Source organism: Acuticoccus sp. MNP-M23 (assembly GCF_031195445.1).
GTDB lineage: Bacteria > Pseudomonadota > Alphaproteobacteria > Rhizobiales > Amorphaceae > Acuticoccus.
Map to the genome: position 1 here is coordinate 2,271,258 of NZ_CP133480.1, position 12,235 is coordinate 2,283,492.

Annotated in this window: 11 protein-coding genes; 2 read left to right on the top strand and 9 right to left on the bottom strand. The window is 65.1% G+C overall.

Features of this window, described 5'->3' with window-relative positions:
- Positions 1 to 148: 148 nt before the first annotated feature.
- A complete protein-coding gene (locus RDV64_RS10620) occupies positions 149 to 835 on the top strand; it encodes a Crp/Fnr family transcriptional regulator (RefSeq protein WP_309199224.1) in 687 nt (228 codons plus the stop codon).
- A gap of 39 nt (positions 836 to 874) precedes the next feature.
- Here RDV64_RS10620 and RDV64_RS10625 read toward each other — a convergent pair whose 3' ends face one another.
- The 5 genes from RDV64_RS10625 to RDV64_RS10645 form a co-directional block, all read right to left on the bottom strand.
- The gene (locus tag RDV64_RS10625) at positions 875 to 1,813 is read right to left on the bottom strand and encodes a 2-hydroxyacid dehydrogenase (protein WP_309199225.1); all 939 of its coding nucleotides are present in this window, start codon (positions 1,811 to 1,813) and stop codon (positions 875 to 877) included.
- Complete coding sequence (locus RDV64_RS10630) at positions 1,813 to 2,658, bottom strand: fumarylacetoacetate hydrolase family protein (protein ID WP_309199226.1); 846 nt, start codon at positions 2,656 to 2,658, stop codon at positions 1,813 to 1,815. The genes RDV64_RS10625 and RDV64_RS10630 overlap by 1 nt, the downstream gene beginning before the upstream one ends.
- A gap of 31 nt (positions 2,659 to 2,689) precedes the next feature.
- Positions 2,690 to 3,418: an SDR family oxidoreductase gene (locus RDV64_RS10635; protein WP_309199227.1), complete on the bottom strand. Its 729-nt coding sequence runs from the start codon at positions 3,416 to 3,418 to the stop codon at positions 2,690 to 2,692.
- Positions 3,418 to 4,311, bottom strand: coding sequence for an NAD(P)-dependent oxidoreductase (locus tag RDV64_RS10640; protein WP_309199228.1), 894 nt, complete (start codon positions 4,309 to 4,311; stop codon positions 3,418 to 3,420). Before RDV64_RS10640 ends, RDV64_RS10635 begins: the two co-directional genes overlap by 1 nt.
- 141 nt (positions 4,312 to 4,452) lie before the next feature.
- Positions 4,453 to 5,091 carry a glutathione S-transferase family protein gene (locus tag RDV64_RS10645; RefSeq protein WP_309199229.1) on the bottom strand — a complete coding sequence of 213 codons (639 nt, stop codon included), beginning with the start codon at positions 5,089 to 5,091 and terminating at the stop codon, positions 4,453 to 4,455.
- Between the two features lie 203 nt (positions 5,092 to 5,294).
- Here RDV64_RS10645 and RDV64_RS10650 point away from each other — a divergent pair, with 203 nt between their 5' ends.
- Positions 5,295 to 6,629 (top strand): DUF2254 domain-containing protein, encoded by a 1,335-nt coding sequence (locus RDV64_RS10650; protein ID WP_309199230.1) that lies wholly within the window; start codon positions 5,295 to 5,297, stop codon positions 6,627 to 6,629.
- A 139-nt stretch (positions 6,630 to 6,768) separates the two neighbouring features.
- Here the strand turns inward: RDV64_RS10650 and RDV64_RS10655 are convergent, their stop codons facing one another.
- From RDV64_RS10655 to RDV64_RS10670, 4 genes are all read right to left on the bottom strand, one after another.
- The gene (locus RDV64_RS10655; RefSeq protein ID WP_309199231.1) at positions 6,769 to 8,277 is read right to left on the bottom strand and encodes an altronate dehydratase family protein; all 1,509 of its coding nucleotides are present in this window, start codon (positions 8,275 to 8,277) and stop codon (positions 6,769 to 6,771) included.
- Positions 8,278 to 8,418: 141 nt separating this feature from the next.
- On the bottom strand, positions 8,419 to 9,429 hold the full coding sequence (locus RDV64_RS10660; protein WP_309199232.1) for an adenosine kinase: 1,011 nt from the start codon (positions 9,427 to 9,429) through the stop codon (positions 8,419 to 8,421).
- Between the two features lie 251 nt (positions 9,430 to 9,680).
- Positions 9,681 to 11,471 carry a TRAP transporter large permease subunit gene (locus RDV64_RS10665; RefSeq protein WP_309199233.1) on the bottom strand — a complete coding sequence of 597 codons (1,791 nt, stop codon included), beginning with the start codon at positions 11,469 to 11,471 and terminating at the stop codon, positions 9,681 to 9,683.
- Positions 11,472 to 11,541: 70 nt separating this feature from the next.
- Positions 11,542 to 12,111: a TRAP transporter small permease gene (locus tag RDV64_RS10670; protein WP_309199234.1), complete on the bottom strand. Its 570-nt coding sequence runs from the start codon at positions 12,109 to 12,111 to the stop codon at positions 11,542 to 11,544.
- Positions 12,112 to 12,235 lie beyond the last annotated feature (124 nt).

A 12,235-nucleotide genomic window follows, 5' to 3' on the forward strand; every position in this document is an offset into this window, starting at 1 on the left:
GCCGGCGGCAGGTCGCGCTTCCTTGCCCGGATCTGTAAAAATGCGGCAGTATATGGGTGGTGGATCATTGCGAAATGGGTAGGGTGAGCAAAGTCCTCCACCGATGACCAGGGAGATGTCCGCACCAGAAGCGGATATTTAATCTGACATGAGCGTCGCGCCGACACTGTTGTCCCAGAGCATTGCGCTCGACGGCCTGCCTGAAGACCTTGCGGTCGAGCTGATCAAGGTGGCGCGGACGCGGCCGGTGAAGGCGGGGTCTGCCGTGTTTGAAACGGGCGATCCCGGGGACGGCTTTTATGCTTTGCTGGAGGGGTCGCTGCGGGTGATCCTGCGCGGCGAGGAGGGCGAGCAGGTGCTGGCGCTCCTGTCGCCGGGAGCCATTTTCGGCGAGATGTCGCTGTTTGACGGTGAGCCGCGCTCGGCAAGCGTGGTGGCGGCAAAGTCCTCCCGCGTCGCATTTTTCGACAAGGCGGCCGTGTTCCGCTTTGCCGACGACAATCCCGCAGTCTACCGCCACATGATGTGCATTGTCGGCCGCCGGCTGCGCGCGTCCAACGCCACGCTGGCGGCGCGCTCGCTCCTGCCGCTCACAGGCCGCGTTGCGCAGACGATGCTTCACCTGTCGGACATGTTCGGCAAGGATGTGGGCGGCGGCCGGCGCCTCGTTCACCACAAGATCAGCCAGGCCGACCTTGCCGCGATGGTCGGCGCCGCGCGCGAAAACGTCAGCCGCGTGCTGAACGACTGGAAGCGCGAGGGTCTTATCTCCCGCATCAGCGGATACTACTGCATCGAAGACCAGACCGCGCTGAAGGCGCTGGCGACGCTGTAGCTGTTCGGGGCACGCAGGCCGTGCCCCGAACACGCGTTGTCAGGTGACCGGCGTGATCGCCGGCAGACCGTCGAGGTGGGCCTTGAGGTTGCGCACCACCAGATCGCCCATGGCCCAGCGGGTCTTGGTGGTGGCCGAGCCCTGGTGCGGCGACAGAACCACGTTGTCCATCGTGTAGAACGCTTCCGGCACCTTGGGTTCTTCGTCGAACACGTCGAGCGCAGCGCCGCCGAGGCGGCCTTCCTGAAGCGCCTTGATCAGCTCCGGCTCGTCCACCGAAGGGCCGCGGCCGACGTTCACGAGCATTCCGTCAGGTCCCAGCGCGTCGATCACCTCGCGGTTGATGAGGTGCTTGGTGGCCGCACCACCCGGCACGATGGAGACGAGCCAGTCGACCTCGCGCGCCATGGTCAGGAGATCGGGGTAGTATTGGAACGGCTCGTGCGCCTGATCGTTGCGGCCGTGGAAGACCACGCGCATCTTGAACGCCTGCGCCCGCCGAGCCACTTCCTTGCCGATCCGGCCAAGGCCGATGATGCCGACGGTCTTGCCCGTCAGTTCGCCGGTCAGTGCGTACGGTCCGTCCGTCTCCCACTTGCCGGCGCGGGTGTAGGCATCGGCTTGCGGGATCTTGCGGCAGAGCGCAATCATCAGCCCGAGGGTGATCTCGGCCATCGCGTCGGTCAGAACGTCCGGCGTGTTGGTCACGACAATGCCGCGTGCCCGGCAGTCCGCCACGTCGATGGCATCGTAGCCAACGCCGAAGCTGGAGATGATCGAGAGGTTGGGCAGCTTGTTCATGATCTCGGGCGGGCAGCCGACGTGGCCGTTGGTGGCGACACCCTTGATCCGGGAGCCAATGCGGGTCAGCAGCGCATTGGGGTCGTCCGCCTCGTACAGCTTGTGCGTGTTGAAATTCGCATCCAGCGCGTCGATGACGCTCTGGAGCATCTTGCGCATGATCAGAACGTCGCTCATCAGGCAGCCACCACGGTCTGCTTCTGCTCGCCCAGACCGTCGATGCCAAGCGTCATGGTATCGCCGACCTTGAGGTAGACGGGCTCGGGCTTCATGCCCATCGCGACGCCGGGGGGCGTACCAGTGGGGATGATGTCGCCGGGCTCCAGCGTCATGAAGCGGGAGACGTAGGCGATGATCTGCGGCACGTTGAAGATCAGCGTGGAGGTGGAGCCGCGCTGGCGCTTCTCGCCGTTAACGTCGCACCACATGCTGAGATTATGGACGTCTGCCACTTCGTCCTTGGTGACGAGCCAGGGGCCGAGCGGGCCGAACGTGTCGTGCGACTTGCCCTTGGTCCACGTGCCTTCGAGCTTGATCTGGTAATCGCGCTCCGACACGTCGTTGAAGACGGAATAGCCGGCCACATAATCCATCGCGTCGGCTTCGGAGACGTACTTGGCCCGTTTGCCGATCACGATGGCAAGCTCGACTTCCCAGTCCAGCGCCTTGGAGCCGCGCGGCAGCTCCACATCGTCGTTTGGACCGCAGATGGCCGTCAGCGCCTTGTGGAAGAAGATCGGCTGGGTAGGCGGCGTGGCGCCGGTCTCGGCCGCATGGTCGGAGTAGTTGAGGCCGATGCACAGGACCTTGCGCGGATCGCCGACGCAGGGGCCGATCCGGCCGGGGTTGTCGACCTTGGGCAGCGCATCGAGATCGGTTGACGCAAGGCGTTCCAGAAGCTCGGTGGAGAGGGTGGCGGACGAGATGTCCGCAACGACCTCGGAAAGGTCGCGGATGGAGCCGTCGCTGTGCACACAGCCCGGTTTTTCGTGGCCCGCCGGGCCGTAGCGCAAGAGTTTCACGTGGGGTCGCTCCTTGGGTGGGTCTTGGGGGTCAGCCGGCTGTCCAGCCGCCGTCGATGATGTGGGTCTGCCCGGTCACGAAGGCCGACTCGTCGGAGGCGAGGTAGACGGCAAGGCTGGCGATCTCCTCGGCGCTGGCGATCCGGCCCATGGGCTGGCGGGCGATAAAGGATTTCAGCGCGCCCTCATAATCGCCGGTGGCGCGCAGACGCTCGTGCAGCGAGGGGCTGTCGACGGTGCCGGGGCAGATGGCGTTGCAGCGCACGCCCTTGGCCACAAAGTCGATGGCGACCGCCTTGGTGAGGCCGATGATGCCGGCCTTGGAGCCGCCATAGACGCAGCGGTTGGGCGCGCCGATGATGGAGGACGCCGCCGACGCGATGTTGACGATGGAGCCGCCGCCGCGCTCGATCATCCCCGGAATGGCAGCGCGCATGGCCCGGAACATCGACTTCACGTTCAGGCTGAAGGCGAGGTCGAAGTCTTCGTCGGTGGCTTCGAGGATGGTGCCGGCGTGGACGATGCCCGCGCAGTTGAAGAGGATGTCCGCCCGGGCATCGACCACGGCGCGCTCCAGCGCATCCTTGTCGAGCACGTTGAGGGCGAAGCTCTCCACCCCGTCCGGCAAGCCGGCAAGGCCTGCTTCGTTCACGTCGGTGGCGATGACGGTGGCGCCCTCACTGGCGAAGGCTTCCGCGGTGGCACGGCCGATCCCTTGGGCGGCGGCGGTGAGGAAGGCGCGTTTTCCGGAAAGACGCATCAGCGATCCTTGAAGAGTTCTGCGAAGAAATCGACCATCTGGGGCACCATCTTGTCGCCGTGCCCGTTGGCCTTGGCAATGCCGAGCGCCTGTTTTGCGGCGACCGACATGAGGGACGTGGTGCCGAGATCATCCGCCATTGTGGCGTAGTAGCCAATGTCCTTGGACCCGTTGGCGATGGAGAAGGCGAGCTTGTCGGGCACGCCGTCGATGGCGTTGGCCTTCACGAAGTCCATCATGCCGGACTTCAGCGGGCCGGCGGACATCACGTCGTAAAGCATCTGGCGGGGGACGCCGGCCTTGTCGGCCATGGCGAAGGCCTCGGACATGGCGCACGCCGTGGTCATGGCGAAGAAATTGTTGATCAGCTTCAGCGTGTGGCCGGCACCCAGCGCACCCACGTGGAAGACGTTTTCGCCAAGATCCTTCAGCACCGGCTCGGCGCGCTGATAATCCGCCTCGGCGCCGGCGGCCATGATGTTGAGCTTGCCTTCCACGGCAAAGGCCGGCGTGCGGCCGAGCGGCGCATCCATGTAGTGCGCGCCGGCGGCCTCAACGGCTGCACCGAGCGAGAGGGTCGAACCCGGCAGCGATGTGCCGAAGTCGATCACCAGGGTGCTGGGCTTCAGGCCGGCGATCACGCCATCGTCGCCCAGCATCCGGCTTTCCACCGACGCGGACGTGTCCATGCACATCATCACGATGTCGCTGGCTTGGGCAACGGCCCTGGCGGTGGTCGCTTCGGTGGCGCCGCGTCCGACGGCGGCATCGACGCCCTTGCGGTTGCGGTTGGCAATCACGGTAAGCGGATAGCCGAGCGACTGGAGGCGCTCCACCATGGCCGAGCCCATGAGGCCGAGGCCAATGAAACCGATGGCCGGGCGATTGGTCATGTTCTTCCCTGCATTTTCTGGCGCCTTGGCGACGGCCGCGGGGGGACCGCGGCGCTGGAGGCGCAATTTTTATTTGCCTTCAACAAGGCAGGATCGGCAATTGTTGCGCAATCCCGTCGGTCTATAAACACGCGCCGTGTGTCAGGCGATGAAGAGGCTTTTGTAGTCCACCATCGCGTGGGTTGCGTAGGCCGGGCGCTCACGCAGCGTGTGGTAGTATTCCTTGACGTTGGGGAACGCCTGACGCGTGAATTCCAGCGTGTGGTAGCGGTAGAGCATCGCGCCAAACACGATGTCTGCAATGGTGAGGGTCTCGCCGCCCAGAAACGGCGTCTGCCCCAGCTGCGTTTCGGCCTTTTCCATCGCCGCGGCAAGGTCGCGCTCGTATCCGGCGAAGAGCGCAGGGTCCCGGTCTTCGGGTTTGGTGCGCGCCAGCGTCCAGAACACGCCGGTCAGCGCAGGAGCGATGGCAAGCTGCGCCCATTCGGCCCACATGTCGGCGTCGGCTTCGGCCTGTCCGCCAGCCGGCCACAGGCGCCGCTCGGGATCGTGCAGCGCCAGGCGGCGCATGATGGCGTTCGATTCAAACATGGTCACGCCATCGCCGAAGCGGACGGCCGGCACCTTGCGATGCGGGTTGAGCGCATAGAACTGGTCGGTGTCGAGGCCGCCATACTGGCCGCCCTTGTCGATCCGCTCCACCTCGAGGCCAAGTTCGGCGATGGTCCACATCACCTTCTGTACGTTGAGCGATGTGGCGCGGCCCCAGACCGTAATCATGTTGCGTCTCCCCGAAATTGTATCCGGGCATGTCAGCGCGCCCGTTCATCCTGCAATAGACCGCGGGGCTTGCGTTGGCGAGAGACGACGGGGTGCTCGGATGCAAATGCATCTGGTCCGCCCGGCTTGTGGCCCTAACTAAGGAACGGGCTGGCCGTCGGTGCCTGCTGCACCAACGTCTGGATCACATGCACACCCTTATCTTGCGAAACATTCTTCAGATCCGCCAGAATTACTGGTTCTGGCCGGGCCTTCTCACGCTGGCCGGGCTGGTCCTCGGCCTGGTCATGCCGCTCGTCGATGCACGGGTCGGCGACAACTGGATCCGCAACCACGATATTCTGACCATTGTGGAATCGTCCGGCGCGCGCGGTATCCTGACGACCCTTGCCAGCGCCGTTCTTGGCGTTGCCGGCGTGTCCTACTCCATCACCATCGTTGCGGTGTCGTTCGCCAGCGGCAATTTCGGCCCGCGGCTGGTCGGCAATTTCATGCGCGACCGGTTGAACCAGACGGTGCTCGGCATCTTCCTCGGCTCGTTCGTGTACATGATCGTCGTCCTGCGAACGGTCTACGACGGCACCGACGGGACGGCCGCCTTCGTCCCGCAGATCTCGCTGCTCCTGGCGCTGGCGTTCACGCTGATCTCGGTCTGCGCACTGATCGTGTTCTTCCACCATGTGCCTGAGAGCATCGACATCATGAACCTCGCCTCGGAGATCGGGCACGGTCTGCGCGCCTCGGTGATCGAGCTACTGGAAAACGAGGACGAGCGCGTCAGCATCCGCAAGGACCAGCCGCTTTCGCAGCCGATCAAGGGCGTGCCATCGCTCGCGCTGATCCGGTCGGATGCGGATGGCTACATGCAAAGCCTTGATATTGATGCGCTGAAGGGGGTTGCCGAGAAATACGACGTGTACTTGCGCGTGTTGCGCGGCCCCGGCGAGTTCGTTGCGACGCACGATGCGGTGTTCGAAATGCGCGGCGAGGGCGATGCGACGGATGCACCGACGGCGGCGCTTCGCTGTATTTCCCTGGGGGCAAGCCGCAACGGCGACCAGGACACGCTCTTCTACATCGATCAGATCGTCGAGATGGTCGGCCGGGCACTGTCGCCTTCGATGAACGACCCCTACACCGCCATCATCTGCCTCGACTGGCTGCGCGCGGGCCTCTCCGAATTTGTGCGCCGCCCGCCATTCGAGCCGGACGATCCGTGGGACCGGGTGGTCTACCAGCGAGTAACCTTCGAGCAGATGCTGGACCGCGCCTACGGGCGGATGCGCCAGTATCTGGCGGCCGACCGCGCGGCAACGCTCCATGCGCTGACCGGACTTGCCGATCTCGCCTGCGCAGCCTGCAACGAAGCGCGGGCCGACCGGGTGCGCGACCTCATGCGTGACCTTGGCAATGCGGCCGACGAGACCCTGGAGACCAGCACTGCACGGCAGGACGTGGCCGACTTGCTGGCGCGTGAGCTGACGCGGATTTCCGAAAGTCGTGCCGGGGTGCCGGACACTCCGGCGCCAGCCGACTGACACCCGGGCTGCTGAGTTCCGCGGCCCCGCGTCCGAGCGAGAAAAAAGCCTGCCCCGGTGCTCCGGGGCAGGCTTTTTTGTTTTGTGCCTGAACGGCATTTCCGATGCGGGCGTATGAAACCGCACGGCCCGACGGCAATTACATGACAGCGCCAATCTGCCAGGGCACGAACTCATGGTCGCCGAGGCCCTGTGATTCGGACTTAGACTGCTCGCCGGACGCCACCGCAATGATCCGCTCGTAGATCTGCCGGCCGACGCTTTCCACGGTCTCGGCTCCGGTCAGGATCGGCCCGGAATCGACGTCCATGTCCTCGTTCATCTTGTTGTAGAGCTCGGACGTTGTGGCGACCTTGATGGTCGGCGACGGCTTGGAGCCGAATGCAGAACCGCGCCCTGTGGTGAACACGACCACGGTGGAGCCGGAAGCGATCTGCCCCGTTACGGAGGCGGGGTCGTAGCCCGGCGAATCCATGAAGCCGAAGCCCGGCGTATTGGCCTCTTCGGCATATTCGTAGACGCCGGTGAGCGGCGAGGTGCCGCCCTTGGCCGCCGCGCCGAGCGACTTTTCGAGGATGGTCGAGAGGCCGCCGCGCTTGTTGCCGGGGGAGGGGTTGTTGTCCATCGAGCCCTTGTTGCGGGCCACATAGTCCTCCCACCACTTGATCCGCGCGATCAGCTTTTCGCCCACCTTCGGCGTTGCCGCCCGCTCGGCCAGGAGGTGCTCCGCGCCGTAGATCTCGGGCGTTTCGGCAAGGAGGCCGATGCCGCCCTGCGCGGCGAGAAGGTCGCACGCATGGCCGAGCGCCGGGTTGGCGGTGATGCCGGACCATGCGTCCGATCCGCCGCACTGGAGCGCCACGGTGAGGGCGGACACCGGGCAGGGCTCGCGCTTGGCCTGGTTGGCAAGCGGCAGCATCGCCTCGATCTTCTTGATGCCGGCATCGACTGTGCGGCGCAGGCCCGCCACGTCCTGGATGTTCATGGTGGCAAACAGGGGGCCCTGCTTCAGGCCGTAGGCTTCGAGCAGCCAGTCGATCTGGTTCATCTCGCAGCCGAGGCCCACCATCAGCACGCCGGCATGGTTGGGATGCCGGGCGTAGCCCCACATGGTGCGCTGGAGCGCGGCAAACCCGTCGCCGGAGCCGGCCATGCCGCAGCCCGTGCCGTGGGCAAACGCGACCACGCCGTCCACGTTGGGGTAGGCGGCGAGTTTTTCCTCGGTGAAGTGGGCGGCGATCTTGTGCGCGGCGGTGGCCGAACAGTTCACGCTGGTGAGGATGCCGATGTAGTTGCGCGTGCCGATCTTCCCGCTCTCGCGGCGGTAGCCCATGAAGGTGTCTTCGCCCGCGGGCTTCGGCATCTCGCGCAGGTTGGTGCCGAACTGATAGTCGAAGTCGGTCGCGCGGAAGGCGAGGTTGTGGTCGTGCACATGTTCGCCGGCGGCGATGGGCTTGGACGCATAGCCGATGATCTGCGCGTACTTGCGCACAGGCTCGCCTTCGGCGATGGCGCGCACGGCAATCTTGTGCCCGCGCGGGACCAGCGAGAGCGTGGCCACCGCCTCCACCGCCGTTCCGGCCTCCAGCGGCCGCGTTGCCGTCACCACGTCGTCGATTTCGTTGAGACGCACGTAATTGGTCTGCATGTCTCGCCTCCCTTTATTCTTGTTCTATAGCGCCCGCGCGGATGGAAATCTCAAGCATTGCGCGCGGGCGGTCATGCATTTTTGCGTGTGGTCGCCAGCGCCAGCGCCAGCGCCAGCGCCAGCGCCAGCGTCAGCGGCAGCTCAGGCGGCGGCGGGCAGGGCGATCCCGGCGGCGCCGGCAAGCTCGTTGAGGTCCACCTGAGGCCGTGCGCCGACGTGGGAGATCACCTCCGCAGCGGCAATGGCGCCAAGCTCGGCGGCGGCCGCCGGGGCAATGCCGCGGGCAATGCCGAGGAGGAAGCCGCCGGCAAACAGGTCGCCAGCGCCGGTGAGGTCGACGACCTTGGTCGGCTTGGCGGCAACGTCGGTCGCGGCGCCCTTGTCGAGCACGCGCACTCCCTTTTCGCCCATGGTGACGGCAGCCAGCGGCACGAGGTCGCCAAGCTTTTTGCAGGCAAGCTCGATATCGTCGGTCTCGAACAGGGACTTGGCTTCGGCGGTGTTGGCAAGGACGATCCCGACCTGGCCCGAAGACAGCCACTCCATGAAGTCGGCCCGGTGGCGCTCGATGCAGAACGAGTCCGACAAGGTGACGGCGGCGCGGCGGCCGACCTTTGCTGCACGCTCCGTCGCGGTGCGGAAGGCAGCCTTCGCGGGTGCGGGGTCGAAGAGGTAGCCTTCGAGGAAGGTGATGGCGGAGGCGTCCACCAGAGCGGTGTCGATGTCGCCTTCCGTCAGGTGCTGGCTGGCGCCGAGGAAGGTGTTCATGGTCCGCTCGCCATCGGGCGTGACGAGGATGACCGAGGTCGCCGTGGGCGTCCCGTCGGTCAGGCGCGGCGTGCTGAACTCGATGCCGATGCGGTGCATGTCGCTGGCGTAGGCATCGCCGAACGTGTCGGTGGCGACCTTGCCGATGAACGCGCCGCGGCCGCCCAGCGAGGCGACGCCCGCGATGGAGTTGCCGGCCGAACCGCCGGAAATGCGCACAGCCTCGGTCAGGAGCGCGTCGCAGGCGAGTGCTTCCTCGGCCGTCACCAGGCGCATGGAGCCTTTTTCAAGGCCGTTGTCGGTCAGGGCGGCTTCGTGGACGTGGCCGAGAATATCGAAGATTGCGTTGCCAATCCCGAGGACGTCGTAGCGCGTGTCGGTCATTCTTTCTCCTCTTTGCGGCGCGCCGGAGCGCAGCCTGCTTTCCGGAACGGATTGCCAACCACGGCTGCCGGCCCGGCGCAAATCTGGCGCGGGCCGCATCTGCGAAGCCTCGGTGGCGTGCGGGAAGGCCCGAAACCGTCAGGTTGCAGGCCAGCACAGGGTTGGCGTTTGGTGACGTATTAAGGCGAACTGGCCGCGGATGGAAGCGCGCGGCCTTTCAGCGGGTCCGGTGAGGTGCTCCGCAGGCGGCCCTAGAGGAGAAGCTGGGTGAGCCGCGGGAAGAACAGGACAAGCGCCAGCACGAAGAGCTGAAGGGCGATGAACGGCAGGAACCCGCGGAAAATGTCCGGCAGGGTGATATGCGGCGGCGCCACGGACTTGAGGTAGAACGCCGCCGGGCCGAACGGGGGCGACAGGAACGAGACCTGCATGTTCACGCAGAACAGGATGCCGAACCAGATCTTGGTTTCGTTGGGCGTCATCCCGAGGTCGAGACCGAGGATGATGGGGAGGAACACCGGCATCACCAGAAGCACGATGCCGACCCAGTCCATCAGCGCGCCAAGCACCAGGAAGATGGCCATCATGACGAGGATGACGGCGAATGGCGCAAGGTCCGCACCGGTGATGAGGTTGGCGACGTAGGCGGGCCCGCCGGCGATGGAGTAGGCGCCGGCCAGCGTGGTGGCGCCGAACGTCACCATCAGGATCGTCCCGGTGGACTTGAACGTGCGCTGCACCGATTCGTAGAACAGCGAGACGGTGAACTCGCCGCGCAGGACGATGAACAGGAGCACGGCCACGACGCCCATGCCCGCTGCCTCCGTGATGCCGGTGACACCGCCGTAGATCGACCCCAGCACCACAAAGACCACGACCAGCGGGGCGACCAGCCCCTTGCCCATGTCCCATGCCTCCTGCATCCGGTGCAGGCGCAGAACGGCGAGCATGACGACGGTGATGGCCACCGCGACGCCGCACATGACGGCAACGTCCAGCATCGGCTCGGGCATGAAGAGGCCGCTCGCGCGCGCACCGAACGTGGCCTGCATGTAGACGAGGAAGGAGGCCGCGAGTGCAGCGCCGACCACCAGGGTCAGCATGAAGGAGAGAAAGCGCACCGGCTTGGACCAGCCGACCATGTCGTCGTCCTGCTCGGGCGGCAGCGGCGCCAGCGCCGGATTAAGCTGGGTGCGCACGATGATGTAGAGAAGGTAGCAGCTGGCCAGGATGAAGCCCGGAATGAAGGCTGCCGTGAACAGCTGCTGGATCGAGGTTTCCGTCACCAGCCCGTAGATGATCAGGACGATGGACGGCGGGATCATCGTGCCGAGCGAGCCGGAGGCGCAGATCGTGCCGATGGCAAGGTTCTGGTCGTAGCCGAGGCGCAACATCTGCGGCAGTGCGATGAGGCCGAGGAGCACCACCTCGCCGCCGATGATCCCGCTCATGGCGGCCATGATGATCGCCATGATGGCGGTGACGAGCGCGATGCCGCCGCGGGTGCGCGAGAGCCAGACGTTGAGCGCGGTGTACATGTCCTTGGCAAGGCCGGAGCGTTCCAGCAGCGAGGCCATGAAGATGAACAGCGGCACCGAGATGATGACGTAGTCCGTCATCAGCCCGTAGATGCGCTGCGACAGCACCGAGAACGGCCCTGTGCCGAACGTGCGGAACAGGACATCGGGCCCGAAGCGCAGGTAAAGGACGAGAACGGCGAGGAAGCCTGACGCGAATCCCAGCGGCATCCCGATGGCCAGCAGCGCGAAGATGCCGACGAGGAGCCAGATGGAAAGTTCCGCCACGCCCATGCCGGAGACCTTGGGCAGCGTGTCGAAGGCGGACCAGAAGGCGTCGCGCGCCGGCTGGGTGTCGGGTCCGTTCGCCAGATCCGGCGGAAACACGAAGATGAGCAGGACGAGCACGGCCGAGAGGAAGATGGCGGCCAGAAGGTCAGCGCGGCGGACGGACAGGTAGCAGAACCAGCCGACGGCAACCATCAGGAAAACGGCCCACGGTGTAAACGGAACGGCAGCTGGCATCAGACTCAGTGCTCTCTCGATCTCGTGGGAAAAGCGCAGCGCTCGTGCAGCCGCGGCGCGTCAGCGCCCGTCAGTCGTGCCGGTCGGTGACCGTGTCGCTGTAGGAATGCTTGTATTCGTCGGCAATGTTCTCGCCGCCATCGGCAACCGGGGCGTCCTTCCAGTCACAGATGAGGTTTGCGATCGCCTGTGCGATCATCAAGCCGGCGATGATGATGATTGCAGGCTTCATCGTGGCGGGAATCGGCGGGTCCCAGGCGGTCCCGAACGTTTCCCAGCGGGCGTACTTGGCGGTCGCTTCGTTGAAGCCGCCATGAATGATCATGGTGCCGAAGACGACGATGCCGAATGTGGAGATGAGATCGAAGACGCGCTGCACCCAGCGGGGGACCACGTCATAGAGCATGGTGATACGAATGTGGCCGCGCTGTTGCAGAACGTACAGCGCGGCCAGAAGATAAATGAAGCCGCCGATCCACAGACTTGCTTCGTTCACCCACAGAGTGGGTTTTTCGAAGAAGTAGCGCATGACCACTTCGTAGAACATTATGCCCACAATAATCGCGACGAGAAACATGCCGACGCGACTTATTCCGAGGCTGATATAGTCGATCGCGCTCTTCGGCGGAATTTCGACCATCCACAAAGCCTCCCCAGACTTCGGGCCGTTTTCGGCTCTTGTCCAATCTGCCGAAGGCGATTGGTTGAGCAGCACACTGGCCGGGCTTGAAAGCGGAATCAAGTCTAAACTTCAATATCGTGGG